24 protein-coding genes and 1 pseudogene are annotated in these 23,946 nt (G+C 71.9%); 11 read left to right on the top strand and 14 right to left on the bottom strand.

Annotated elements, in window-relative coordinates:
* Positions 1-10: 10 nt before the first annotated feature.
* From AB0B57_RS06815 to AB0B57_RS06795, 5 genes are all read right to left on the bottom strand, one after another.
* Positions 11-3,202: a UvrD-helicase domain-containing protein gene (locus AB0B57_RS06815; RefSeq protein ID WP_357066010.1), complete on the bottom strand. Its 3,192-nt coding sequence runs from the start codon at positions 3,200-3,202 to the stop codon at positions 11-13.
* 61 nt (positions 3,203-3,263) lie between these two features.
* A complete protein-coding gene (locus tag AB0B57_RS06810) occupies positions 3,264-4,571 on the bottom strand; it encodes a metallophosphoesterase (protein ID WP_357066006.1) in 1,308 nt (435 codons plus the stop codon).
* A gap of 10 nt (positions 4,572-4,581) precedes the next feature.
* A complete protein-coding gene (locus tag AB0B57_RS06805; RefSeq protein ID WP_357066003.1) occupies positions 4,582-4,836 on the bottom strand; it encodes a MoaD/ThiS family protein in 255 nt (84 codons plus the stop codon).
* A 3-nt stretch (positions 4,837-4,839) separates the two neighbouring features.
* A complete protein-coding gene (gene moaA / locus AB0B57_RS06800; RefSeq protein WP_357066000.1) occupies positions 4,840-5,853 on the bottom strand; it encodes a GTP 3',8-cyclase MoaA in 1,014 nt (337 codons plus the stop codon).
* Positions 5,850-6,764, bottom strand: coding sequence for a fructosamine kinase family protein (locus tag AB0B57_RS06795; RefSeq protein WP_357065997.1), 915 nt, complete (start codon positions 6,762-6,764; stop codon positions 5,850-5,852). The genes moaA and AB0B57_RS06795 overlap by 4 nt, the downstream gene beginning before the upstream one ends.
* Before the next feature lie 172 nt (positions 6,765-6,936).
* Here AB0B57_RS06795 and AB0B57_RS06790 point away from each other — a divergent pair, with 172 nt between their 5' ends.
* A complete protein-coding gene (locus AB0B57_RS06790; protein ID WP_357065994.1) occupies positions 6,937-7,983 on the top strand; it encodes a DUF4192 domain-containing protein in 1,047 nt (348 codons plus the stop codon).
* 200 nt (positions 7,984-8,183) lie between these two features.
* Here AB0B57_RS06790 and AB0B57_RS06785 read toward each other — a convergent pair whose 3' ends face one another.
* Complete coding sequence (locus tag AB0B57_RS06785; protein ID WP_357065991.1) at positions 8,184-8,915, bottom strand: XRE family transcriptional regulator; 732 nt, start codon at positions 8,913-8,915, stop codon at positions 8,184-8,186.
* Between the two features lie 322 nt (positions 8,916-9,237).
* Here AB0B57_RS06785 and AB0B57_RS06780 point away from each other — a divergent pair, with 322 nt between their 5' ends.
* Complete coding sequence (locus AB0B57_RS06780) at positions 9,238-9,528, top strand: hypothetical protein (protein WP_357065989.1); 291 nt, start codon at positions 9,238-9,240, stop codon at positions 9,526-9,528.
* Positions 9,529-10,018: 490 nt separating this feature from the next.
* On the top strand, positions 10,019-10,798 hold the full coding sequence (locus AB0B57_RS06775) for a GAP family protein (protein WP_357065986.1): 780 nt from the start codon (positions 10,019-10,021) through the stop codon (positions 10,796-10,798).
* 84 nt (positions 10,799-10,882) lie between these two features.
* Here the strand turns inward: AB0B57_RS06775 and fdhD are convergent, their stop codons facing one another.
* Positions 10,883-11,749 (bottom strand): formate dehydrogenase accessory sulfurtransferase FdhD, encoded by an 867-nt coding sequence (gene fdhD / locus AB0B57_RS06770; protein ID WP_357065983.1) that lies wholly within the window; start codon positions 11,747-11,749, stop codon positions 10,883-10,885.
* A 140-nt stretch (positions 11,750-11,889) separates the two neighbouring features.
* On the opposite strand from fdhD, the pseudogene AB0B57_RS06765 reads away from it, so the two are divergent.
* The 3 genes and pseudogenes from AB0B57_RS06765 to AB0B57_RS06755 form a co-directional block, all read left to right on the top strand.
* Positions 11,890-12,576: pseudogene (locus AB0B57_RS06765) on the top strand (NTP transferase domain-containing protein); the annotation flags it as partial.
* A complete protein-coding gene (locus AB0B57_RS06760; RefSeq protein WP_357065980.1) occupies positions 12,573-12,839 on the top strand; it encodes a DUF6457 domain-containing protein in 267 nt (88 codons plus the stop codon). The pseudogene AB0B57_RS06765 and the gene AB0B57_RS06760, both read left to right, overlap by 4 nt.
* 81 nt (positions 12,840-12,920) lie before the next feature.
* A complete protein-coding gene (locus tag AB0B57_RS06755) occupies positions 12,921-14,027 on the top strand; it encodes a hypothetical protein (RefSeq protein WP_357065977.1) in 1,107 nt (368 codons plus the stop codon).
* A 161-nt stretch (positions 14,028-14,188) separates the two neighbouring features.
* Here the strand turns inward: AB0B57_RS06755 and AB0B57_RS06750 are convergent, their stop codons facing one another.
* On the bottom strand, positions 14,189-15,190 hold the full coding sequence (locus AB0B57_RS06750; RefSeq protein ID WP_357065975.1) for a zinc-binding dehydrogenase: 1,002 nt from the start codon (positions 15,188-15,190) through the stop codon (positions 14,189-14,191).
* Between the two features lie 25 nt (positions 15,191-15,215).
* Positions 15,216-15,680, bottom strand: coding sequence for an Lrp/AsnC family transcriptional regulator (locus AB0B57_RS06745; RefSeq protein ID WP_357065971.1), 465 nt, complete (start codon positions 15,678-15,680; stop codon positions 15,216-15,218).
* A 59-nt stretch (positions 15,681-15,739) separates the two neighbouring features.
* Here AB0B57_RS06745 and ddaH point away from each other — a divergent pair, with 59 nt between their 5' ends.
* Positions 15,740-16,573 carry a dimethylargininase gene (gene ddaH, locus AB0B57_RS06740; protein ID WP_357065968.1) on the top strand — a complete coding sequence of 278 codons (834 nt, stop codon included), beginning with the start codon at positions 15,740-15,742 and terminating at the stop codon, positions 16,571-16,573.
* Between the two features lie 60 nt (positions 16,574-16,633).
* Here ddaH and AB0B57_RS06735 read toward each other — a convergent pair whose 3' ends face one another.
* Positions 16,634-17,821, bottom strand: a complete 1,188-nt coding sequence (locus AB0B57_RS06735; protein WP_357065966.1) for an ABC transporter substrate-binding protein — start codon at positions 17,819-17,821, stop codon at positions 16,634-16,636.
* Between the two features lie 80 nt (positions 17,822-17,901).
* Complete coding sequence (locus tag AB0B57_RS06730; RefSeq protein WP_357065963.1) at positions 17,902-18,699, bottom strand: alpha/beta hydrolase; 798 nt, start codon at positions 18,697-18,699, stop codon at positions 17,902-17,904.
* A gap of 83 nt (positions 18,700-18,782) precedes the next feature.
* Between AB0B57_RS06730 and AB0B57_RS06725 the strand changes: the two genes are divergently transcribed.
* Entirely contained in the window at positions 18,783-19,385 is a 603-nt protein-coding gene (locus AB0B57_RS06725) for a bacterial proteasome activator family protein (RefSeq protein WP_357065961.1), read from the top strand.
* Between the two features lie 3 nt (positions 19,386-19,388).
* Here AB0B57_RS06725 and AB0B57_RS06720 read toward each other — a convergent pair whose 3' ends face one another.
* The 3 genes from AB0B57_RS06720 to AB0B57_RS06710 form a co-directional block, all read right to left on the bottom strand.
* Positions 19,389-20,201 carry an HAD family hydrolase gene (locus AB0B57_RS06720; protein ID WP_357065958.1) on the bottom strand — a complete coding sequence of 271 codons (813 nt, stop codon included), beginning with the start codon at positions 20,199-20,201 and terminating at the stop codon, positions 19,389-19,391.
* On the bottom strand, positions 20,201-21,022 hold the full coding sequence (locus AB0B57_RS06715; RefSeq protein WP_357065955.1) for an HAD family hydrolase: 822 nt from the start codon (positions 21,020-21,022) through the stop codon (positions 20,201-20,203). The genes AB0B57_RS06720 and AB0B57_RS06715 overlap by 1 nt, the downstream gene beginning before the upstream one ends.
* A 236-nt stretch (positions 21,023-21,258) precedes the next feature.
* Complete coding sequence (locus AB0B57_RS06710; protein WP_357065952.1) at positions 21,259-22,002, bottom strand: hypothetical protein; 744 nt, start codon at positions 22,000-22,002, stop codon at positions 21,259-21,261.
* Between the two features lie 131 nt (positions 22,003-22,133).
* Between AB0B57_RS06710 and AB0B57_RS06705 the strand changes: the two genes are divergently transcribed.
* The 3 genes from AB0B57_RS06705 to AB0B57_RS06695 all read left to right on the top strand — a co-directional run bounded on the left by AB0B57_RS06705 (position 22,134) and on the right by AB0B57_RS06695 (position 23,902).
* Positions 22,134-22,565 (top strand): OsmC family protein, encoded by a 432-nt coding sequence (locus AB0B57_RS06705; protein WP_357065949.1) that lies wholly within the window; start codon positions 22,134-22,136, stop codon positions 22,563-22,565.
* A 149-nt stretch (positions 22,566-22,714) separates the two neighbouring features.
* The gene (locus AB0B57_RS06700) at positions 22,715-23,077 is read left to right on the top strand and encodes a metallopeptidase family protein (RefSeq protein ID WP_357065946.1); all 363 of its coding nucleotides are present in this window, start codon (positions 22,715-22,717) and stop codon (positions 23,075-23,077) included.
* 102 nt (positions 23,078-23,179) lie between these two features.
* The gene (locus tag AB0B57_RS06695; RefSeq protein WP_357065944.1) at positions 23,180-23,902 is read left to right on the top strand and encodes an AIM24 family protein; all 723 of its coding nucleotides are present in this window, start codon (positions 23,180-23,182) and stop codon (positions 23,900-23,902) included.
* The last annotated feature ends 44 nt before the right edge of the window (positions 23,903-23,946 follow it).

Raw genomic sequence — 23,946 nt, 5'->3', positions numbered from 1 at the left:
CGCGGGCCGCTCAGATCAACCGGAGCTGGCGGTCCTTCGGACGGCGCGGCTCGGCCTCGCCGAACCGCTCGAACAGGCCCGGATCGATCACGCCCAGGAACGGTGACGGGGCACAGTCTCGTTCCGCGCCGTGCCGGGTGCGGCGGGCGGCGTGACTGACGTACAGCCGGTCCTGGGCGCGGGTCAACCCGACGAAGAAGAGTCGGCGCTCCTCGGCGACCGCGTCCTCGTCGGGCGTCGAGCCCGGCCACCGCAGCGGCAGCAACCCGTCCTCCACACCGACCAGGAAGACCACCGGAAACTCCAGGCCCTTCGCGGCGTGCAGGGTGAGCAGCGTGACCGCCTCCGCGCGCGGGTCGAGCGCGTCCACCTCCGCGCCGGTGGCCAGTTGCGACAGGAACGCCTCCAGGTCGTCCCCGCAGCGCCGGGCCAGCGGGGTCAGCAGGTCCACCGCCGAGCGGACGGCCTCGGGGCGTACCGTGCCGGTGCCGTCCAGGGTGGGCACCGCGAACCGCTCGGCGACCACCTGGCCGGCCAACCGGACCCGGGCCGCCAGCGAGCCGGCCAACCCGTCCGCGTGCCGCAACTCGCGGGCGATGGCCGCCACCCCGGGCCGGTCCCGCAGCCGGTCGTGGGACCGCTTCTGCACCGGGATGTTGGCACGGGCCAGCGCGTCGACGATGGGTGCGGCCTGCGCGTCGGTGCGGTACAGCACGGCGATGTCGGAGAACGACAGCGAGGTGGACCGGCCGTCGATCCGGCCCGAGTCCAGCGAACGGTGGGACAGCCCGCCGACCAGCTCGTCGACCGTGCGCACCACGAAGTCGGCCTCCTCCGCGACCGACGCCGCCGGGTAGTGCCCGACCAGCGGGGCCTCCGGATCGAGTCGGGCCGGATCCAGCCGCCGGCCACGGACCAGCGAGGACGGTGCGATGGCCTGCACGGCGGCGGCCAGGATCGGCGCCGACGAGCGGTAGTTGCGGTTGAGCCGGACCAACCGGGCGTCCGTGAAGTCCTCGGAGAAGCGCAGGAAGTAGCCGACGTCGGCACCCCGGAACGAGTAGATCGCCTGGTCCGGGTCGCCGATCGCGCAGAGGTTGCCGTCCGCCGGGCTGAGCAGCCGCAGCAGCTCGTACTGCACCTCGTCGACGTCCTGGTACTCGTCGACGAAGATCCAGCGCCAGCGGTCCCGGTAGCGCTCGACCAGCTTCCGGTCGGCCCGCAGCAGCTCCACCGGCAGGGTGACCAGCTCGTCCAGGTCGACCAGGTCCTGCTTGCGCAGCAGCGTCGTATAGCTGGCGACGTCGTCGCCGGCCTCGGACCGGGCCGCCGCCCGCTCGGCGTCGTCGGCGATGCGGAAGTCGGCGGGCAGGCCCGCCGTGTCGGCGTTCTCGCGCAGGATGGTCAGGCCCAGCGCGTGGAACGTGCCCACGGTGACGTCCTCGGCGACCGGGCCGAGCAGGCCGTCGAGGCGGTGTCGCAGCTCCTCGGCGGCCCGACGGGTGAACGTGATCGCGAGGCAGTGCTCGGGAAAGACGTTCAGCTCCGCGCAGAGGTACGCGATCCGGTGCGTGAGCGTCCTGGTCTTGCCGGTGCCCGGCCCGGCCACGATCAGCAGCGGCCCGCCGGGTGCGGAGGCGGCCACCCGCTGCATCGCGTCCAGCCGGTCCAGCAGGCCGGTGCCGACCTCCTCCATCCCGGAGAGCATCGGCTCGAACGGCTCGTGGGGGGACGGCGGCGACGCGATCGGCGGTGCGGGAGCCGGGGCCGGCTTACGCTTCGGCTCCGCCTTCGCCGCCGCCGGGCGCTTGGCCGTCGGGCGGGCCGCCGGCTCCGCCGGTCGACGCTGCGCCGGCACCGGTACGTCGAAAAGCGTCTCCTGTGCCGCGCCGGAGCTGGCGCCCACCTCCGCCGGGTCGAAGAGCGTGATCACCCCGTACTCGCCGTCGTAGCCCGGCACCCGACGCACCTCGCCTCGGCGCAGCCGACCGATGCCCTCCGCGAGCAGCTCACCGCCGGCCTGCGCGATGTCGGCCAGCGGCGTCGTGGTCAGGATTTCCAGCTCCGGGCCGAGCGCGGCGACCAGCTCGTTGAGTCGCCCCTCGACCTTCTTCGACCGGGCGCCCACCTTGTTGATCTCGCCGAGGATCTCGGCCAGCGGGACGAGGTGGGTGACGTCCCGAGCCTGTGCCGGCCGGTGCCCCGCCGGGCGGTCGGCCAGCTCCTCGATCCGGCTGAGGACGCCCACGGTGAGTGGCTTGCCGCACTCGGGGCAGCGCCCTCCGGCGGCCCGGGTCCGCTCCGGGGACCAGTTGACCCCGCAGAGCCGGTGCCCGTCCGCGTGGTACTTGCCCTCCTCCGGGAAGAACTCGATGGTGCCGGCCAGACCGTCACCGGTCCGCAGCGCCTCCCGGACGGCGAAGTAGTCCCGTTCGCTGGTCAGCACTGTCGCCTCCCGGCCCAGGGCCGGCGGCGAGTGCGCGTCCGAGTTGGAGACCAGTTGGTAGCCGTCCAGGCTGCCGACCCGCCAGTTCATCGCCGGGTCGGAGGAGAGGCCGGTCTCCACGGCGAAGATGTGGTCGGCAAGGTCGGCGTAGCAGTCCGCGATCGCGTCGAAGCCGGATTTCGAGCCCAGCGCGGAGAACCACGGCGTCCAGATGTGCGCCGGGACCAGGTAGCCGTCCGGGCTGGCCTCCAGGGTGATCTCCAGCAGGTCGCGGGAGTCCAGACCGAGGATCGGCCGGCCGTCCGAGCCGAGGTTGCCGATCCGGCCGAGGGCGGTGTTGAACCGGGCCACCGCGTCGAGATCCGGCAGGTAGACCAGGTGATGCACCTTGCGGGTCCGGTCGTCCCGCTTGTAGATCGTGGAGATCTCCACGCTCAGCATGAACCGGACCGGGTCCGCCTCCGCCGTCGAGGCGAGTCGCGGCGGCAGCCGGCGGGCGATGTCCCGTTCCGCCTCGGCGTCGAGCCGGTACAGCCCCGGTTCCGCCGGACGCAGGGTCTCCCGCAGGTGGTCGTACCAGGCGGGGTGGGTGAAGTCGCCGGTGCCGAGCAGACCGATGCCCTTGCGACGCGCCCACCACCCGAGGGTCGGCAGGGTGAGGTCACGGCTGCACGCGCGCGAGTATTTCGAGTGGATGTGCAGGTCCGCGACGAATGGCGAGAGGCCACCGGAGGGTACGGCACTGAACGGGGGCACGCCGCATCCTGTCACGCCCGCCGCGCCGGCCGCCTGCCGCCACGCGCGGACGTGACGTCCGCTATGCCGAGCGCAACTCCACAAGACTGATCTGCGGCTCCGCACCGACCCGGACCGGCGGCCCCCAGAAGCCGGCGCCGTTCGTCACGTAGACCTTGGTGCCGTCGACCTCGCCGAGGCCGCTGACCACCGGCTGCGCCAGCCGGACGACCAGGTTGAACGGCACTACCTGACCACCGTGGGTGTGCCCGGACAGTTGCAGGTCGACGCCGTAGTGGGCCGCCTCGACGGCCGCCAGCGGCTGATGGGCGAGCAGCACCACCGGACGGCTCGGGTCGCGGTCACCGAGGGCGGCGGCGAAGTCGGGCCCGGCGGCGAGGCCGGTGGTGCCCGTGGCGTCCAGGTCGTTCACGCCGGCCAGGTCGAGCACGCCGCCCCGGGCCCGGATCTCCTGCCGCTGGTTCTGCAGCACCCGCAGGCCGAGCCGGTCGACCTCCTGGACCCACTCCTCCACGCCGGAGTAGTACTCGTGGTTACCGGTGACGAAGAAGTTGCCGTAGCGGGAGCGCAGGTCGCGAAGGGGCGCGGCGGCCGAGCCGAGCTCGGCGACCGAGCCGTCGACCAGGTCTCCGACCACCGCGACCAGATCGGCGTCGAGCCGGTTGATCGCGGCGACGATCCGCTCGGTGTGCGCCCGGCCGCGCAACGGGCCGAGGTGGATGTCCGAGACGGTCGCGATGCGCAGGCCGTCCATGCTGCGGGGGAGCTTGGCGAGGGGGATCTGCACCCGGTCGAGTCGTGGTGGGCCGAGGGCGGTGCGAACGCCGTACCCGGTGATGCCGGTGGCGGTGAGACCGGCGAAGATGGCCGCCCCACGGGCCAGCAGCAGCCGGCGGCCCGGGTCGTGGTCCGCGGCCGTGACGGCACCGGCGGCCGGCGGCTCGGGCGGCCCGGCCGCGCCCACCAGCACCGGCTCGGGTGCGGCGGTGGTCGGCGCGGTGGTGGTCGGCTCGGCGCTGGGGACGAGCACCGGCTCGGGTGCGGCGGTGGTCGGCTCGGCGGCGGCGAGCCGGCGGCGCAGCACCAGCCGGGTGACGAGCATTGGCACTTCGAGCACGACAAGCACGACGAGCAGGTAGAACATCACGGCGAGCCACAGGTAGCCCGGCCAGGCGAGCCAGTAGAGCCCGGCCTGCGTCCCGATGAGGGTGGCCGGCACGAGCAGCGCCAGCACCAGTGCGGCGATCCCGCCGACCCGCCGCCAGCGGCCCGGACCTGTGGTGTCCCGAACGAGTCGCTTCCACAGGTAGAGGTGGATGAGACCGGTGGTCAGCGCCAGGACGGCCACGAACCCCAGAACCGCCAACATGTGCGCCTCCTCAGCCGCCCGCGAACGGGGGCAGAACGTCGATCGTGGCCCCGGCCGGCAGGGGCGCTTCACGATCATGACAGGTGACGCCATCCACCAGAAAACTCGCCACTCGCAGCACGGCGGCGAGTCGATCACCGTGTCGCCGCACCAGCTCGGCGGTGAGGTCGTCCAGCGACCGGCCGGCGGGCAGGACCTCCTCGGCGTGCCCGGCAGCGGCGCGGGCACCCGCGAAGTAGCGGACGGTCAATCGTGTCGGAGCCACGCCTCAACCCCCGATCGCGGACATCGGCCGGGTCGGCTGGAGGAAGGTCGGGTCGTCGATGCCGTGCCCGGCGCGCTTGCCCCACATCGCGGTGCGCCAGCGTCGGGCCAACTCGTCGTCGTCCGCGCCGGTGCGCAGCGCCGCGCGCAGGTCGGACTCCTCGGTGGCGAAGAGACAGGCACGGACCTGGCCGTCCGCCGTGAGCCGGGTGCGGTCGCAGTCACCGCAGAACGGTCGGGTGACGCTGGCGATCACGCCGACCCGGGCGGGACCTCCGTCGACCAGCCAGGTCTCCGCCGGTGCCGCGCCGCGCTCGGTGGGGTCGGGGCTCAACTCGAAGACGGTACGCAGGGAGGTCAGGATCTCCTCCGCGGTGACCATGGTGTCGCGGTCCCAGCCGTGTTGGGCGTCCAACGGCATCTGCTCGATGATCCGCAGTTGGTAGTCGTGCTCGACGGCGAAGCGGAGCAGGGCCGGCGCCTCGTCCTCGTTGACACCGCGCATCAGCACAGAATTGATTTTTACAGGGCTGAGCCCGGCGGCGGCCGCCCCGGCGAGCCCGGCCAGCACCGCGTCGAGGCGGGGGCGGCGGGTGAGCTGGGTGAACCGGCCCGGGTCCAGAGTGTCGAGTGAGACGTTCACCCGGTCCAGGCCGGCCGTACGCAACGCCGGAGCCAGTCGGTCCAGCCCGATGCCGTTGGTGGTCAGCGAGACCCGGGGGCGGGGCCGCAACGCGGCAACCGCGCTCACGATGCCGACCAGCCCGGGCCGGATCAGCGGCTCACCGCCGGTGAACCGCACCTCGGTCACACCGAGCCGCTCGACGGCCACCCGGACCAGCCGGACGATCTCCTCGTCGGTCAGTAGGTCGGGGCCGGCCAGCCAGGGCAACCCCTCCGCCGGCATGCAGTAGGTGCAGCGCAGGTTGCACTTGTCGGTGAGGGACACACGCAGGTCACGGGCGACGCGGCCGTACCGGTCGACGAGGACGCCATCGGCCCCCGGGGTGACGCTCACCTGTCGACCGTAGCGCGTTCGACCCGGGCCGGGACGGCGCGGGCGGCCTGAAGGACCGCGTCCCGGTAACCGCCACCGAAGAGCGCGGTGTGCACGAGCAGCAGATGCAGTTGATGCAGTGGCACCCGGTCGCGCCAGCCGTCCGGCAACGGCCAACTCTCCCGGTAGGCGGGCAGCACCCGACCCAGGTGGGGGATGCCGCCGAAGAGCGCGAGCTGGGCCAGATCCGTCTCCCGGTGCCCGCCGTGCGCGGCCGGGTCGATCAGCCAGGCCCGGTCGTCGGCGCCCCACAGCACGTTGCCCGGCCACAGGTCGCCGTGGATGCGAGCGGGCGGCTCGTCACCGCCGAACTCACCGAGCCGACCGATCACCTGCTCGACCAGCCGGGCGTCGGCGCTGGTCAGGGCGCCACCGTCGACCGAGCGCCGCAGGTAGGGGAGGAGGCGCCGCTCGGCGAACCACGTCGACCACGGCCCGTCGGTGGGGGTGTTGTCCTGGGGGAGCGACCCGATGAACCCCGGCCAGGTCGCCCCGAAGGTCGCTGAACCCGCCCGGTGCAGGTCGGCCAACTCCCGGCCGAAGCGTGCCGCGGCCTCCGGCGTCGGCTCGCCGGGCTCGACCCAGTCGAGCGCCAGCAGGTCAGGCAACGCCACGATCACCTCGGGTACGGCGACCGCCCCGGCCTCCCGCAGCCAGCGCAACCCGGCCGCCTCGGCGGCGAAGAAACCCGCCGGGGCCGGTTGGCCCGCCCCCTCGGGCCAGGACTTGGCGAAGACCGAGCGACCGTCCTCCAGGGTGAGCCGGGCGGCGGCGCAGATGTGCCCACCGGCGACCGGCGTCTCCCGGATCCGCTGATGGGTCCGGAAGGTCGGCAGGTGTGCCGGGTGCGCGCGCAGGTACGCCAGGTCCATCAGCGCACGGTAACCGCTTCCTGTGACACCACGGTGTCGCCCGAGGACATCGGGCCTCTTTCGGCACCCGTGAAACGCAGCGAGCAGCGGAAACACGTTCCGTAACTGTGGATAAACCGCGTGTCATCCACAGGGGCTGTTGAGCCGGGCAGGCCCGCCGCAGGCTTCCGACATGGCCTCGACCGACCGCCCCCAGCTCGCCGTCCGCTCGCCCGCCGACCTGATCGCCGCCGTACCGTACCTGCTCGGCTTCCACCCCGCCGACAGCGTGGTCGCGGTCGCGATGCTCGGCCGGCAGATCATCTTCGCCGCCCGCGCGGACCTGCCCGACCCGTCGACCGACCTGGTCGAGCGGGCCCGGCACCTGGCCGGAGTGATCCGCCGGCAGGGTGCGGAGGCCGCCACCGTGGTCGGCTACGGGCCACCCGATCGGGTGACACCGGCCGTGGACGCGGTGCGTGCCGCACTGAGCGCCGGCGGGACGGAGGTGCTCGACGCGCTGCGGGTGACCGGAGACCGGTGGTGGTCCTACCTCTGCACCGAGCCCGACTGCTGCCCACCCGAGGGCCGACACTACGACCCGGCCGCCAATCCGGTGACCGCCGCGGCGGTCTTCGCCGGCCAGGTCGCGCTCCCCGACCGGGCCGCCCTGGTGGCGCAGGTGGCACCTGTGGACGGGCCGGCCCGGGACGCCGCGCGTGCGGCCACCGCCCGCGCCCGCCTGCGCCTGACCGAGGTGCTCAAACAGGCGGCCGAGAGTGACCTGCTCGGCAGTCGGGCGGTGGGCACCGCCGGGCTCGAAGCGGTCCGCGAGGCCCAGCGTCGACAGCGTCGCGGTGAGCGGCTCGACGACGACGAGGTGGCCTGGCTGAGCCTGCTGATGACCCACCTGCCGGTCCGGGATCACGCCTGGGAACGCACCGACGGCCGAGACCGGGACATCGCCCTCTGGACCGACGTGCTGCGCCGAGCCGAGCCGGAGTTGGTCGCCGCCCCAGGTGCGTTGCTGGCGTTCGCGGCCTGGCGCGCAGGGCAGGGGGCGTTGGCGGCGGTGGCACTGGAGCGCACGCTGAGCCTGCACCCCCACTACTCGCTCGCCGTGCTGTTGGACGACATGCTCCGGCGCGGTGTGCCCCCATCCGAGCTGGACGGTTGGCCGTCGGAGGGCATGCCCGGCGTCATCCGCCCCCGCAAGAGAAGGCGACGTCGCCGCCGCTGACCAGCCGGTTCCCGGTCGCCGCCCGGCCCGGCACGGGAGCCGTCCGGCTCGGCGCGTCGGGGTCGTCCGGCCCGGCACCTCGGAAGTTGATCGACTCGGTTTCCTGAAAGTCGGGGCATCCCCGCCACCGGGACACCGCGGTATCAGCAAACCCGAGTCGATCACGGGTCAGGGAGCGACCGGGCTAGCCATCAGCGCAGCTACGCCGCCCCGGCGGCGTCCCACAGGGACTCGAAGTGCTCCACGTAACGATCGAACGGGCCGCCGGACTCCCTGCGTCGGAGATGCATCGTCACTGAGTCCTGCCCGAGCCCCGCGCCGATGTGTGTTGCCACGATCGCCTCGTCATCGAAGATCCAGACAGACATGGCAACGTGTCGTTCTGACAGCCGGACCGCAAGAGGTTCCGGAGACTTGGCGATCTCCGCTTGTGTCATCGCTATGCGGGTCGCGAGCGTGAGGGGAGTCGCCTCGATCCGCTCCCGCGCGGTGGTGACATCGCTTCGCGGGTCACCCAGGAGGAAGCGCACATCGGCTCCGCCCTGGGCCTTCGCGCCGAGGGCGGCGGCGGCGTTAGGTACCTCAAGCCACACGAAATAGCTCGTGTATCCGCCGAACCACAACCGCGTACTCGCTCTGTTGATCAACTCTCGGAACAGCGAACTTGGAAGGTCGGAGCGGCGTGCGTACACGCCGACCAGTTCACGGTCGGATCCAACTTTGATTGCGCGGCGAACGACCTCGGGCCATAGCACCTCTACATCCTGACCCAGCACCCCGGCGGCCCGCATCCGGGAGCGGGGGTGAGGGACTCGACCCCTGCTAATCCACCGCTCCACCGTCTTGGCGTCCACATCGCACTTCGCGGCGAGGTCAGCAACGGTCAGACCCGCCGATCTCAGGGCGTGTCCAAGGACGTCGTTTCGCGTCATCGCAAGGGGACCTTTCCTAGACGTCCCTCGATGGTCGCATACGGACGGTATAGGCGTCCTGCACCCGCTGAAACCGTGTCGGGTAAGCGGCACCGCTGGTGGAGGCGCAGCCCGGCGGCGGTGTCAGCCCGGGGCCGCCCCGTGGGCGAGCACTCAGGGGCGGCCCCTCCTAATCAATGGGAGGGGAAGGCATGCCCGAGGATCGACCCGCACCGAAACCCGTACCCGCACCCACACCCGTCCAGTGCCCGCCAACCCCATGGCCCCCGCCGCGCCCAGACTTACGCGCCAACCGTGTCCTTGACTGCCGTTCGGTGCCGCGATGACCGGGAAGATGCGGGCGGGTCAAATCATCGAGCTGACCACCGCCGCGAGCGTCCAATTCATGCGCCCGATTCGTGTGCGCATCATTCGCGAGTTGGATTGGATCACGTACGACGGGTGGGTCTGGGTCGACGGCTACGAGCTGAGTCCGACGGGCGACGCGCGGGCGAGACGCGAACTGTACGTCCGGCGCGAGGGCGTGCGCGTCGTGAGCGAGCCCTCGAACCCCGCGCCAACGAGGCCGATCGCCCGCCGGCCCGTCGTCCGCACCCCACTGCGCGTCGGATGATCCCGCGGCCGCACTACCCCGGTCACCCGCACTGGCGCTGTACGACATGCGGCGCCCCCTGGCCGTGCTCTCCCGCGCGGCTGGCGCTGCTGCGACGGTGGGAACGCGATTTTGACGGCCTCGCGCTGCTGCTGCACACGCTTGCCGTGGAGGCGCTGACGGATGCGTTCAAGCTGGGTCTAGATCCCAAGCCCGCGGTGTACGCCGAACGGTTCCTTGGATGGGTGCTCGACCGCGCCCGGAGAGACGCCGCGGGGCCGTCGAGATCGTCGCCGCACAGCCGGCGGTCTGTCGATTGATCAATGATCGACCCGGTTTCCTGAAAGTCGGGGTGTCCCCGCCACCAGGACACCGCGGTATCAGCAAACCCGAGTCGATCATGGGCGAGTGCGTGCCAGGGCGAGCCTGCGACAGCCCGCCGCGCCGCTCATCACTCGTCCCCCGAGGGCGATCGCCCCGTGCGCGTCCGTGCGCAGCCCTCCGTCGAAGGATGTACGCGTTTCTCCTGATCGCGGCCGACTCGGCGGGGCGCGAGCCGGCCGACAATGATCGGGTGACCCCCGAACTGCTGCTCTCGCTGGCCGGGCTGGCGTTGGTGGACAGCACCAGCATCGGCACCCTCTTCATCCCGGTCTGGCTGCTGCTCGCCCCCGGGCCGGTCAACGCCCGCCGGATCCTGGGCTACCTCGCCACCATCGCGGCGTTCTATCTCGCGGTAGGGCTGCTGCTGGTGTGGGGCGGCAGCAGGTTGGGCGATGCGCTGGGCGGTGCCCTGGACAACCGGGCTGTCCTCTGGTCGCAACTCGTGCTGGGCGTCGCGATGCTGGCGCTCAGCTTCCGCTACGACGGCAAGCGGCGCCCCCGTACCGGTGGAGTGCTGCGGTGGCGGGACCGGGCCACCGCCGGCGACTCCTCGGCCCGCTGGCTGGTCGGGCTGGCGCTACTCGCCGCGCTCGCCGAGGTGGCGACGATGCTCCCGTACCTCGGCGCGGTGGGTCTGTTGGCGACCTCGGGGGTGGGCGCGGTGGCCGTGGTGGCGCTGCTCGCCGGATATTGCCTGGTCATGGTGCTGCCAGCGGTGGTGTTGCTGGGTGCCAGGGTGGCCCGCCCGGCGCTTGTCGAGCCGGTGTTGGCCCGCCTCAACGCGTGGATCGTCTCGAAGGCGGGCGGTGCGTTGGGTTGGATCCTCGGCATCGCCGGCTTCCTGATCGCCCGCGACGCCGCCGCGCGGCTGGCCCTGTTCGACCTGATCGACCGGATCGGTAAGTGAGCTCACCGCCTGGAACGCCGATCTTGCAGTCTCGGTCGCCATTATGGGCGGACAGAATGTGCAAGATCGGCGCGGGCGGGGGCGTCAGGCCGGCTGCTCCAGCGTGATGCGGTGGGGGCCGGTGTAGACGTTCATGGTCCGGCCGCGCAGGAAACCGACGAGCGTCATCCCGGCCTCGTCGGCCAGTTCTGCGGCGAGTGTGCTCGGGGCGGACACCGCCGCCAGCAGCGGCAACCCGGCCATCCACGCCTTCTGGGTCAGCTCGAAGCTGGCCCGGCCGGAGACCAGCAGCAGGTGTCCAGCCAGTGGCAGTCGACGTTCCCGCACGGCCCAGCCGATCACCTTGTCCACCGCGTTGTGCCGGCCCACGTCCTCCCGCAGCACCACCAGCTCTCCGCCGGGGGTGAACAGGCCCGCCGCGTGCAGCCCGCCGGTCCGGTCGAAGCCACGCTGGGCGGCGCGAAGTCGGTCGGGCAGTTCGGCGAGGAGCGTGGCCGACACGCTGAGCGGATCGGCGGAGACCGGGAACTGTGACCGGGTGCGGATCGCGTCGATGCTGGCCTTGCCGCAGACTCCGCAGGAACTGGTCGTGTAGAAGTTCCGGGACGGGTCGGTGGTCGGTTCCGGCACGCCGGGGGCGAGCACCACGTCCACCACGTTGTACGTGTTCGGCGTCTCCGCGCCAGCGCAGAGCTGTGCGGTCAACACGTCGTCGGTCGACCGGATCAGCCCTTCGGTCAGGAGGAACCCGATGGCCAGGTCCAGGTCGTCGCCGGGGGTACGCATGGTCACGGCGAGGGGCTGTCGCCGGCCGGGGCCGGCGGCGCCGACCCGAATCTCCAGCGGCTCCTCCACCGCCAGCGTGTCCGGCCGACGGATGGACCCGCGACCGGCGGTCGCTGCGTCCAGGTCGATCCGAAGTACGCCGCGCCGATCAGTTGCCCGTCCCATCCCGCCATCCTCCACCCCACCCACCCCAACCCGGCGCGTTGATCATGGGGATGTCCGCGCGTGTCGTCGGCGTGTCGAGCGATAACTTCATGATCGCCGGGACGACGGGTCGGGTTGGCCCGTTCGCGCGTTGGCACGGCTACCGTGACCGGGTGGGGACGTACGCCGCAGTGGTGCTCGCGGGTGGGGCCGCCCGACGGATGGGTGGGGTGGACAAGCCTGCGCTTTGGGTCGGTGGCCGGTCGATGCGTGACCGGGTGCTGGCTGCCGTCACCGACGCGACGCCGCGCGTGCTGGTCGGTGCGGCCGACTCCGTGCCGGCGGGTGTGCGGGTCGTCCGGGAGGATCCGCCGGGCGGGGGCCCGGTCGCCGCCGCCGCTGCCGGGCTGGCATTGCTGGAGACCGACATCGTCCTGGTCGCGTTGCTCGCCGCCGACCTGCCGCTGCTCACCCGGGCCGCGATCGGCGACCTGCTGGCCCACCTCGCCGAGGAAAGCCCCCGCCATGCCGCCTCGGCGAGGCCCGACGCCGCTCCGGCGGTCGGCAGCGGCCTGGTCGAGAGTGGGCGTCGGCCGGACGGGGCGTGCTTCGTCGACGGGGACGGACGGCGGCAGTCGCTCTGCGGTGTCTGGCGGGTCGCGGCGCTGCGGGCCGCGCTGGACCGGTTGACTGTCGAGCGGGGCGGCAGCCTGTCCGGTGCCCCGGTCCGGGCGTTGCTGGCCGGCCTCGTCGTGCGGGAGGTGCCCTGGTCCGGCGAGGGCCCGCCGCCCTGGTTCGACTGCGACACTGACGAGGACGTACGCCGGGCGGAGGAGTGGGCGCGATGACGGTGATGGACGACTGGGTCACGGCGGCGTGCACCGAGCTGGAGCTGGACCCGACCGGGGTGCCGGTTCCGGCGGTGCTGGATCTGGCCCGCGACGTCGCCCACCAGGTGCTGCGGCCGGGTGCGCCGGTCACCGCGTACCTGCTGGGGTTGGCGGTTGGGCGGGGTGCCGACCCGGCGGACGCCGCGGCCCGACTCAGTGCCCTGGCCGGCGCCTGGCCCGTCGAGCTGGGCGCGGACCCCGCGGACCCGACGGCCCCCTGACCGCCGTTGTCCGATCCCGGTCCGGGCTGATTGAGCCGCCAGGCGGCGTGGGTAGGGTGATCGTGACGGACGGAGGCGATCATGACGGCTGACCACCCCTCGGCGCCGATCGGTGACCTGCCCGGCGCTACGGCCGAGCCGGCGGAATCGATCCTGCTCGACGAACCCAGCACGACCGACCTGCGGGCGAAGGTGACCGAGGCGTGGCAGGAGTTCGCCCGTGCGCTCGCCGTGCGGCTGCGGGAGCTGCCCGTCGGCGCGCACCTGGAGGTGACCCTGGACCCGACCGCCTCCGGCACCGGGGACGCCGTCTACTCGGTGAGCGTGGACGTGCACGACGGCGGCGCGTTGTCCGCGCGGGCGGTCGGCAACGCCACGCTGCCGGCGGGCTACCGGTTGGACCGCGGCGCGGTGGCGGACATGGTCGCGCTCGGCTGGTCGCCACCCGGGGTGGTCGCCGGATCCGGCGGTTTCTTCGGGCTGGACGGCACGACGGGCGAGTCCACCCGGATCGCCGCGCTGCTCTCCCGGACGCTGCGCGACGTCTACGGCGCCCCGCACCCGGCGTTCCTCGTCTACCTGGTGCAGGACGCCGAGAGCGAGCCGCTTGCCGTGGACCCGTTGGGCACGGCACGCAGCGAGTTCGGCCCGGACGCCGACGTCGAGGCCGACCTGGAGGAGGCGCTGGCCGAGGCGGCCTCCGCGCAGGTCGAGCGGGACGACGTGCTCGACCTGGCTGATCGGGTCCGGACCGTGGTCTCCACGATGCTCAAGTCGGACACCGACCGGTTGCAGGTCGACTCGGACGGCGACATCAACATCCGGGCGGGCTCGGCGATGGTCTTCGTGCGGGTGCGGGACAATCCGCCGCTGGTGGACGTGTTCTCCCCGGTGCTCACCGAGGTGGAGCCGACCGAGCGGCTCTACGTCAAGCTCTCCGAGTTGACCAACCGGATGCCGATCGGCCGCCTCTACTGCGCCGACGACACGGTCTGGGCGTCCATCCCGGTCTTCGGTCGCAACTTCCAGGCCACCCACCTGATGCTTGCGGTGCAGGTGATGACCGGGCTCGCCGATGAGCTGGACGACCGTCTGCACGGCGAGTTCGGCGGCAAGCGGTTCTTCGGCGAGGGCGACAAGCCGGTTCGGCGCGACGACTCGGAGCACCGCACCGGCATGTACCTGTAAGGCTTGTTTCATAAGACCTGGCCGGCCTGCGGCGGGCCCGGACGACGACCGGCGGCGTTGCGGTCTCGCCCGGATACAACACCGGTATCCGGACGAAACCGCGCCTTGCCGGATCGCCTCCCGGACTCCGCCTCGGCTCGACCGCCCTCATGAAACAGGCCTTAGACGTCCAGCAGGGTCTTGCCGACCGTCGCGCGCGCCTCGATGGCGGCGTGCGCGTCGGCGGCGCGTTCCAGCGGGAATCGCTGGCCGATGAGCGGGCGCAGGCGGCCGGCCGCACCGCCGGCCAGGGCCTGCCGGGTGTACGCCCGCAGTTGTGCGGGTGACGTGTCCGGCCGTACCAGGGTGACCTGCCGTGCCGTGGCGGCCTCCGCTGACACCGGGGACCACTCCCCGCTCGCCAGGCCGAAGCTGACCATGCGACCGCCCGGGTCCAGCAGGTCGAAGGCCGCTCGGGCCACCGCGCCGCCGACCCCGTCGAACACCACGTCGACGCCGCCCAGTGGGGCCCGGACGCGGTCGGCCCAGTCTGGCTGGAGGTAGTCGACGGCCAGGTCGGCGCCCAGGCCGGGTAGCAGGTCCACCTTGCGCGGCCCACCGGCGACGCCGATCACCCGGGCACCGGCCTGGGCCGCGAGCCGCACCAACAGGCTGCCCACGCCGCCCGCGGCTGCCTCCACCAGCACCCGGTCGCCGGGGCGGATGCCGACCGCCTCGACAAGCATGGTGGCGGTACGCCCGTCGGCCAGCAGTGCCACCGCCTCGTCCAGGGCCAGCTCGGCGGGCACCTCGATGGGCGCGGCGGCGTCGACCGCCGCGCGTTCGGCGTATCCGCCGGAGCCGCCGGTCGCGCTGACCACCCGCCGCCCGAGCAGTGCCGGGTCGACGTCCGGGCCGAGGGCGGCGATCACCCCGCCCACGCCGTTGCCGGGGATCAGGGGCGGGGTGACCTGGAACGGACCGGGGCCGCCGGCGCGCTGCTGCGTCTCGACGAAGGTGATGTTCGCGTGCGCGACGTCGATCAGCACCTGACCGGGGCCGGGTGTCGGGTCGGTCGCGGTGCCGGGCACCAGCACCTCGGGCCCGCCGAACTCACGTAACCAGACCGCACGCATCACGTCCCCCTTGGCTGCGGTGGGCGGCGTGCCCACGCTCCCGACCACTTCATCTCCTCAACCAGGGTTGAGGTCAAGCGGTGCGGGGCGACGGTCCGACGCCCGGGGACTCGGCCAGGCGGGACAGCACGATCGTGCTGCGGGTGGAGGTCACGAAGGACTCGGCGCGCAGCCGCTCCAGCGCCGCCTCCAGGTGGGCGATGTCGGCGGCGCGCAGGTGCACGAGCGCGTCCGCCTCCCCGGAGACGGTGTAGGCGCCGACCACCTCCGGGTGTCGCCGGGCGGCCACGCCGATCTGGGCGGGGGTGGTCCGGCCGGCGCAGAACAACTCGACGAACGCCTCGGTGGTCCAGCCGACGGCGGCCGGATCCACCACGGCCGTGAATCCCCGGATCACGCCGGTGGCGCGTAGCCGATCGACGCGACGCTTGACGGCCGGGGCGGAGAGTGACACCCGGGTGCCGATGTCGGCGTACGACGCACGGGCGTCGGCGACGAGTAACGCAATGATCCGCTGGTCTACCGCGTCTATCTGCAACGTTCCGCCTCTGAGAAGCAACGGTTGTGGCTGTTACCAAAGTTCTACGGTACCTACTCTTGGTGACCGTGAACCAGCAGCGAGTCCCGCGAAAGCGGACATATCTCATGTGCTCGCCCGAGCACTTCGCGGTCGAGTACGCGATCAACCCGTGGATGGACGTGACCACGCCCGTCGACCGGGACCTGGCCGTCAAACAGTGGGACCGGCTGCACGAGACGCTTGTCGGTCTCGGCCACGAGGTGCACCTGCTCACGCCCGAGCAGGGCCTGCCCGACATGGTCTACGCCGCCAACGGTGCCTTCGTGGTGGACGGCAGCGTGTACGGCGCTCGGTTCAAGCACGAGCAGCGGGCCGCCGAGGCAGCCGCCCACCACGCCTTCTACGAGTCGCAGGGCTGGCGGTTCGTCGCACCTGGCGAAACCAACGAGGGCGAGGGCGACTTCGCGTACGTGCCGGAGGCGCACGGCGGCCTCATCCTCGCCGGGCACGGCTTCCGCACCGAGCTTCCGGCGCACGGTGAGGCGCAGGAGGCGCTGGGTCGGCCGGTGGTGTCCCTGCGTCTGATCGACCCCCGCTTCTATCACCTGGACGTGGCACTCACGGTCATCGACGACTCGAACGTCGCCTACTTCCCGGGCGCGTTCTCCGCGGCCAGCCAGCGGGTGCTCACCCAACTCTTCCCGGACGCGGTGCTCGCCGACGACGAGGACGCTCTGGCCTTCGGGCTGAACCTGGTCAGTGACGGCGCGAACGTGGTGCTCAACAGCGAGGCGACCCGGTTCGCCGGCAAGCTGAAGGCGGCCGGCTACACCCCGGTCCCCGTCGAGTTGGCCGAGCTGAAGAAGGGCGGCGGCAGCGTGAAGTGCTGCATCGCCGAGCTGCGGCACTGACTCCCCGTACGACAGGGCCGGCCTCCCCAACGGGAGGCCGGCCCTGTCGTTGCTCCGGGGTCAGCCCAGCGTGGCCAGCTCGTTGATCAGCACGTTCGACATGACCTGGCCGTCGCGCTGCACCTCCCGCAGGTACCACTTCTGCTGGGGGGTACGCGGCTGGTTGAACTGCCAGATGCCGCGCGGGCTGTCGATCTGGCCGATCCTGCCGAGTGCCAGGTTGACCTGCTGCGGGTTGGGCGAGCCGCCGGTGAGCTGGATCGCCTGGTCGAGCACCTGCGCCGCGTCGTACGACGCCATCGCGTACGTGGTGGGGGTGACCTGGTATTTCTTGCGGTAGGCCGAGGCGAAGACCCGGTTGGACGTGTTGTTCAGGTCGGCCGAGTAGTTCAGCGCGGTCTGGATGCCCAGCGCATTTTCCTTCAGGCTTTCCAGCACGGTGCCCTCGGTGAGGAAGCCCGGTGCGTAGATCGGCCCGGCGAACTTCTCCCGCAACTGCTTGATGAACTCCACCGCGGCGGCTCCGGCGAAGAAGCAGAAGACCGCCGTGGGCTCCTTGGCCAGCGCGGTGCTGATGTCCGCCGAGAACGCGGTCTTGCCGGGGTTGGGGTTGGCGCTGGTGTAGGTGACCGGGTCGCTGATGCGCGGGTCGGTCGCGCCGAACTCCTGCCGGAAGCCGCGCACCACGTCGGGGCTGCCGACGTTCTCCGGCATGATGATCGCCACCCGGCCGTTGGCAGGCAGTTGGTCGCGCAGGTAGCGGCCCAGCGCCTTGCCGGCCTCGTCCAGCACGTACGACGTCCGCCAGATGTAGAACACGCTCTGCAGGCTGCTCGGTGAGGCGTTGGAGCCGATCAGCGGGACCTTGGCCTGCTCGACGGTGTCCCGGATGCCGACCATCACCGCCGAGTTGACCACCCCGGTGAGCGCCAGCACACCCTGCTTGAGCAGGCCGTCCACGGCGGCCTTGCCGGTCTTCGCGGTGTCGCCCTCGTCGGCGGTCAACAACTCCACCGGGTGGCCGCCCAGCCGCTTGTCGTGCAGGTCGAGGAAGAGCTGGAAGCCGTTGGTGATGTCATCGCCGATGCTCTTGAAACCGCCGGCCTGCGGCGTGATCAGCCCGATCTTGATCGGGCTGCGGTTGACCGTCGGTTCGGGGTCGGAGTCGGAGCCACATCCGGCGACGAACCCGGTGGTACCGAGCGCGGCCAACAGTTGGAGCGCCCGCCTGCGATTCATCTGCGACACCGAGTTCCTTCCAAGGAGCGTTGCAGGGCTGAACACCGCCCCTCCGGCGTTCTACCTGGTCCGCGACGCTGCGTCAATGGCTAGTGATCAACCTGCAGGGACCGCAACTCGGCGAGGACGCGGGGCCAGGCGGCGGACTCCGGATCGATCAGCCCGAAATGCTCGCATCCGGGCAGCTCAACAAGGGAGATATCGGATCCTGCGGCAGTGGCCTCCGCGACGAAGTCCCGGCTCATCTCCACCGGAACCTGTTGATCCTCCGAGCCGTGCAAAACTACCGTCCGTGTCCGCGTCGGCACCAGTAGCCGTGGATCCGTCGCCGCGTACCGGTCCGGGAACTCGGCCGGGCCGCCGCCGAGCAGCGCGGCCACCGCGCCCGAGTCCAGATCCCGCCGGTACGCCTCGCCCAGATCGGCCACCGGGGCCAGGGCGAGCACCCCGCCCACCGTGGCCGGCGCGGTGGCCGCCACGTACAGCCCCAGGTGGCCGCCGGCGGAGTGCCCGACCAGGATCGGCGCGGCCCGGGTCACCCGGCCGGGCAGCGCCTCGGCGGCCAGCCTGGGCAGCTCGGCCACCCCGGTCAGCACATCGGTCAACGTGCCCGGCCAGCCACCTCCCGGCTGCCCGGTCCGCCGGTACTCCAACTGCGCCACCGGGTAGCCGTCCGCGGCGAGTGCCGCAGCCAACGGGTCGGTGTGTCGTCGGTCGTACTCGACCCGCCAGAAACCGCCGTGCAGGACGACGACCAGCGGGCGCGCCGGACCCGCTCCCGCCGGGCACCGCAGGTCGGCCACCTGATCCGGGTGGTCGCCGTACGCCACGGTCCGGTCGGGCCCCGGTGCGGGCCGGGTCAACACGGCGCGCGGGTCGGCAGGCATGGCGCGACGGTAGCGCGCCCGCGCGGGTGGTTCGGTCCCGGTAGTCGGTCCCGGGCGCCAACGGTCCAGCCCGCTGGGTAAAGATGGACCCCATGACCGAAGCGCGCTCAGCTGGACAGGACGACGAGCCCGGCACCGACGACTCCGGCCACCCCGGCACTGTCGTGGTGGTCGGTCCGGACGGCCGGCCGATCGGGACGATGCAGACCGACGAGGGCCAGGGTGAGGACCCGACCCGCCTGGTCGAACAGCCGGCCAAGGTGATGCGGATCGGCAGCATGATCAAGCAGTTGCTGGAGGAGGTGAAAGCCGCACCTCTCGACGACGCGAGCCGCAACCGGATGCGCGAGATCCACGAGCGGTCGATCGTCGAGCTCAAGGAGGGCCTCGCCCCCGAGCTGCGCGACGAGCTGGAGCGCATCTCGCTGCCCTTCACCGAGGACAAGGCCCCCAGCGAGGGCGAGTTGCGGATCGCGCACGCCCAACTCGTCGGTTGGCTGGAGGGCCTGTTCCACGGCATCCAGGCGGCCCTGGTGGCCCAGCAGATGGCCGCCCGGGTGCAGTTGGAGCAGATGCGCGGTGGCCGCCAGGCGCTGCCCAGTGGCCCCGGCGGGATCGTCCCCGGGATGTCCGGCATCGGCCAGCCGGGCGGCGGCGAGGGCCACAACACCGGCCAGTACCTGTAACCCTCAGTCCACCCCGAAAACCTTCTCCAGGTACGCCGCCACGCCGTCCTCGGTGTTCGCCGTCGTCACGTCGTCGGCGACCGCCAGGACGGCGCGGTGCGCGTTGGCCACCGCCACGCCCCGGCCGGCCCAGCTCAACATCGGCACGTCGTTGGGCATGTCGCCGAAGGCCAGCACGTCCGCCGCGGCCACCCCGAGTTGGTCGCAGTACCAGGCCAGCCCGGCCGCCTTGGTCACCCCGGCCGCGGAGATCTCCACCAGGCCGGAGGACGACGAGTGCGTGGCCTCGGCGAGCCCCGCCACCGCCGCGGCGATCAGCTCGGCGAAGGCGTCCGGGTCCTGCTCGCCGGCCCGCGCGAGCAGCTTCACCGCCGGCACCGAGAGCAACTCCTCCGGCGTCTCGATCGGTCGGATGCCCTCCGGGTCGACGTCCCAGCGCAGCGGGTAGTGCGCCTCGTGCCGCATCTCCCGGCTGTCCAGGATCTCCACGGCGAAGCTGATCCCGGGCACCTCGGCCCGTAGCCGTCGGGCCACCTCGGCCAGGTGGTGCGGGGCGAGCGGGTCGGCCCGCACCACCTCGTCGGAGAACGGGTCGTAGACCACGGCGCCGTTGGCGCAGACCGCCGGCAGCGGCTGGGCCAGTTGGTCGTACACCATCTTGAGCCAGCGGACCGGACGGCCGGTGACCAGGACGACGGGCGTGCCTCGCGCGGAGATCCGCGCGAGCACGTCGGCGGTGCGGGGGCTGACGGTGTGGTCGTCGCGGATCAGCGTGCCGTCGATGTCGGTGGCGACCAGGCGGGGTGTCTCTTGCATCACCGGGACAGTAGCCGGTCCAGGTACACCGCCACACCGTCGTCGTCGTTGCGCAGGGTCACCTCGTCCGCGGCGGCGCGCAGGGCGGGGTGCGCGTTGGCCACCGCCACCCGGGACCAGCCGGCCCACTCGAACATCGGCAGGTCGTTGGGCATGTCACCGAAGACCAGGACGTCGGCCGGATCGACGCCGAGGCTCTGCGCCACCACCGTCAGCCCGGTGGCCTTGTCCACGCCGGGCGGGCAGATCTCGATGAAGCCGAGCCCCGCCTGGGTGAGCGTGGCGACCTGCGGCGCAACGATCCGGCGGGCCACCGCCAGCAGTTCGTCCACGTGGTGGTCGGCGGTCCGGGCGAACGCCTTGATCACGTCGCAGGAGAGGCACTCCGCGCGGCTGCGCGCCTCGAACCGGTCCTGGTAGGGCCAACTCTCGTGATAGTCGCCCCAGAGCGGAGCATCGTGCTCGTCGGACGCCTCGACCATCACGGTCAGCGGGCCGACCTCGGCCTCCAGGTCGGCCAGCAGCCGGGCCAGCACCTCGGCGGGCAGCCGCTCGTCGCGGAGCACCACGGGGCCGGCCGGATCGCTCTGGTCGACCACCCGGCCGCCGCCGGCCATCACCAGGAAGTCCGCGGCCCGGATGTCGTTGCGGGTCAACTCGGTCAACCGAGGGCCGCGTCCGGTCGCGCCGACCACCGGAATTCCGGCAGCCCGCACCCGGTCGAGCACCCCATGGGTGTACGCGGAGACGGTGTCATCGCTGCGCACCAGCGTGCCGTCGAGGTCGGTCGCGATCAGCTTGGGCAGGCCCGGGCGGGTCATCGTTCCTCCTTCGCCCGCCGCCGTCGCACCTGCTGTCCCCTTCTGTTGAGGAGACCCGGCGTCACGGCGGGCAGCAACCGTACCTCGCGCAAAGGGTCGCATCCACGGCTTCCAGACGAATCGGACGCGAACAACGCCCACCCCGCCCCGCCGCCTTCCCCCGCGATCTCGCCCTTCCTGTCCCTTATGTCGGGGCAGTAAGTGCGAGATCGCCGGGGCGTGGGGCGTGGGTGGGTTTAGGGCTGGGGGTCGGGGTGGGCGAAGGGGGCGGCGGGGGTGACTGTCAGGTCGGTTGGGGCGGGTGGGCCGTACTCGATGGGGTCGGGGTTGCGGCGGCGGCGCCAGGGTCGCGACGGCGGCGCGTCGGCGGGCCCGTCATCGTCTGGTGGCCCGGCGAACGTGCCGGTGGATGTGGCGGGCGTCAGCCGCAGGGCGACCGCGAACAGCACACAGGCGGCGAAAGCCATCACCAGCCCACGGCCGTATTCGGCCCGGAACCCGTCCGGCGGCGAGTAGAAGAAGTTGCGCTGGCTGGGGTCGTTGAGGGTGGCCGTGGCGGCGATCAGCACCGCCAACAGGGCACCGGCCAGGGTGAGACCGGCCAACCGGGCGTTCGGCCGCACGGCCGCCGTGCCCCGCAGGGCCAGCGCCACGGCGCAGACGAGACCGAGCAGCCCGACCAGGTAGCCAACGCCGAAACCGCCGACCTCGGACACCCCGGCCGGCACCTCGATCGTGCCCTCACCCTCGGGCCCGCCGCCGTTCGGCAGGCTCATCACCAGCCACTCCCCGACCAGCGAGGCGACCCCGGCGACCGCGCCCAGACCGGCGAGCAGCAGGGGCAGCCGAGGGTCCTGTGCGAAACCGGCCAGGGACCAGCCGAACCGGCGCCGCGGAGCAGGGTCGACAGCACCCCACTCGATCACGGCCGGTTCCTCGGACCGGTCGCCCTGCCGGGGGATCGGAAGCTCGTCGGACATCGGCAATCCTTCCGCCGGTCACGGACCTGGGTCGCATCATGGCACAGCCAGCCGATCGTGACAGGGATCGCAGGGCAGGCGTCCGTGCCGGTCGGTCGCTCGACGGTCACCTTTCCGCTAGCGTTCTCCTCATGCCTATCCGTACCGCTTCAGCACAATGGCAGGGCAATCTCACCGAGGGCTCCGGCACGGTCCGCACCGGTAAGGGCGGCCTGTCGGGCAACTACTCCTTCAAGTCGCGCTTCGAGGAGGGCGAGGGCACCAACCCCGAGGAGTTGATCGCCGCAGCACACGCCGGCTGCTTCTCGATGGCGTTCTCGAAGGCGCTCGCCGACGCCGGCTCGACGGCCACCTCGGTCGAGACCACCGCCAAGGTCCACCTGGACAAGACCGACGCCGGCATGACCGTGACCCGGATCGACCTGGAGACCGTCGGCCAGGTCCCGGGGATCGACGACGCGGAGTTCCAGAAGCTCGCCGAGGCCGCCAAGGCCAACTGCCCGATCTCCCGCCTGCTCTCACCGGGCGCCGAGATCACCCTCGACGCGCGCCTGGCCTCCTGAGCGGTCGACCACAACAGCCGGTCGACCCACAACCGCTCGTTCACGGACGAGAGTCTCCGCCCGCCCCTGGGCGGTCACTCTCTCCGTGAGCCTGCGGATCCGATCGGCGCCACGTCTCGACCGGCCCAACGGGTGCGGCGTCGGGCAGAATGGGTGCCGTGCCGGTAGACATGACCCGCGAGCGCTTCGAGGAGCTGGTTGCCGACGCCCTCGACGAGGTGCCCGAGGAGCTGCTCGGCCTGATGAACAACGTGGTGATCCTCGTCGAGGACGACCCGCCGCAGGGCGAGCCCGGCCTGCTCGGCCTCTACGAGGGCCACGCCCTGACCAGCCGCGGTTGGGACTACTCCGGTGTGTTGCCGGACCGGATCTTCATCTACCGACACCCGATCCTGCGAATCTGCGACAACGACGACGACGTCGTCGACGAGGTGGCGGTGACCGTCGTGCACGAGATCGCGCACCACTTCGGTATCGACGACGATCGGCTACACGCCCTGGGCTGGGGCTGAGCCCTCCGACAGTCGCGGTCACCGCTCGGCCGATGGCCCGTGGTTGCCCTGGTCGCCTACCTTCGGTGCAGCAATCGCAACCCTGTCAGGAGGCACCCTTTCATGCGCAGTGAGCTGTTCTCCGCGGAAAACCTGGAGAAGGAGTCCGCGCAGCCCGGCATGCGGCTGCAAAACTCCAAGATGTTGAAGATCGAACTCAACGGGGAGGCGATGGCCCGAGTCGGGTCGATGGTCGCCTACCAGGGGAATGTGCAGTTCCAGGCGCTCGGCTCGGGCGGGCTCGGCAAGTTTCTCAAGCAGAAGCTCACCGGCGAGGGCGTCCCCCTGATGAAGGTTTCCGGCCACGGTGACGTCTTCCTCGCCGAGCTGGCCAAGGACGTGCACATCATCGACCTGGAGCCGGGCGACGCCCTCTCCATCAACGGTTCCAGTGTGCTCGCCTTCGACTCGACCCTCCAGTACGACATCAGGATGGTCGGCGGCGCCGGGATGGCCTCCTCGTCCGGCCTGTTCAACTGTGTGTTCAGCGGCTACGGCCGGATCGCCATCACCACCAAGGGCACCCCGGTCGTGCTCAACGTGGACGCCCCCACGTACGTCGACCCGCAGGCCGCGGTGTGCTGGTCGGCGAACCTGCAGACCGGCTACCACCGGGCCGAGCAACTGGGCCTCGGCACGCTGCTGGGTCGGCGTACCGGTGAGTCGTTCACGATGAGCTTCGCCGGTCAGGGCTTCGTGGTGGTGCAGCCGTCCGAGGAGCCGCCGGTCCTGGGCAGCGGCCAGCAGCAGCAGGAGGGCGGTCTGCTCGGCGGCCTGCTGAGCTGATCACCTGCGGCGCGGGGCGCTCCCGATCGGTTGGGAGCGCCCGG

Source organism: Micromonospora sp. NPDC049101 (genome assembly GCF_040648675.1).
Classification (GTDB): domain Bacteria; phylum Actinomycetota; class Actinomycetes; order Mycobacteriales; family Micromonosporaceae; genus Micromonospora.
The sequence above is the reverse complement of the archived record's forward strand: the minus strand, read 5'-3'. Positions and strand labels throughout refer to the sequence as shown.

Excerpts from the sequence above, each read along its gene's own strand:
- AB0B57_RS06810 (WP_357066006.1), bottom strand. The coding sequence starts at position 4,571 with ATGTTGGCGGTTCTGGGGTTCGTGGCCGTCCTGGCGCTGACCACCGGT.
- AB0B57_RS06795 (WP_357065997.1), bottom strand. The coding sequence starts at position 6,764 with ATGGACCTGGCGTACCTGCGCGCGCACCCGGCACACCTGCCGACCTTC.
- AB0B57_RS06790 (WP_357065994.1), top strand. The coding sequence starts at position 6,937 with ATGGCCTCGACCGACCGCCCCCAGCTCGCCGTCCGCTCGCCCGCCGAC.
- AB0B57_RS06785 (WP_357065991.1), bottom strand. The coding sequence starts at position 8,915 with ATGACGCGAAACGACGTCCTTGGACACGCCCTGAGATCGGCGGGTCTG.
- AB0B57_RS06780 (WP_357065989.1), top strand. The coding sequence starts at position 9,238 with ATGACCGGGAAGATGCGGGCGGGTCAAATCATCGAGCTGACCACCGCC.
- AB0B57_RS06775 (WP_357065986.1), top strand. The coding sequence starts at position 10,019 with ATGTACGCGTTTCTCCTGATCGCGGCCGACTCGGCGGGGCGCGAGCCG.
- fdhD (WP_357065983.1), bottom strand. The coding sequence starts at position 11,749 with ATGGGACGGGCAACTGATCGGCGCGGCGTACTTCGGATCGACCTGGAC.
- AB0B57_RS06760 (WP_357065980.1), top strand. The coding sequence starts at position 12,573 with ATGACGGTGATGGACGACTGGGTCACGGCGGCGTGCACCGAGCTGGAG.
- AB0B57_RS06755 (WP_357065977.1), top strand. The coding sequence starts at position 12,921 with ATGACGGCTGACCACCCCTCGGCGCCGATCGGTGACCTGCCCGGCGCT.
- AB0B57_RS06730 (WP_357065963.1), bottom strand. The coding sequence starts at position 18,699 with ATGCCTGCCGACCCGCGCGCCGTGTTGACCCGGCCCGCACCGGGGCCC.
- AB0B57_RS06725 (WP_357065961.1), top strand. The coding sequence starts at position 18,783 with ATGGACCCCATGACCGAAGCGCGCTCAGCTGGACAGGACGACGAGCCC.
- AB0B57_RS06720 (WP_357065958.1), bottom strand. The coding sequence starts at position 20,201 with ATGCAAGAGACACCCCGCCTGGTCGCCACCGACATCGACGGCACGCTG.
- AB0B57_RS06715 (WP_357065955.1), bottom strand. The coding sequence starts at position 21,022 with ATGACCCGCCCGGGCCTGCCCAAGCTGATCGCGACCGACCTCGACGGC.
- AB0B57_RS06710 (WP_357065952.1), bottom strand. The coding sequence starts at position 22,002 with ATGTCCGACGAGCTTCCGATCCCCCGGCAGGGCGACCGGTCCGAGGAA.
- AB0B57_RS06705 (WP_357065949.1), top strand. The coding sequence starts at position 22,134 with ATGCCTATCCGTACCGCTTCAGCACAATGGCAGGGCAATCTCACCGAG.
- AB0B57_RS06700 (WP_357065946.1), top strand. The coding sequence starts at position 22,715 with ATGGGTGCCGTGCCGGTAGACATGACCCGCGAGCGCTTCGAGGAGCTG.
- AB0B57_RS06695 (WP_357065944.1), top strand. The coding sequence starts at position 23,180 with ATGCGCAGTGAGCTGTTCTCCGCGGAAAACCTGGAGAAGGAGTCCGCG.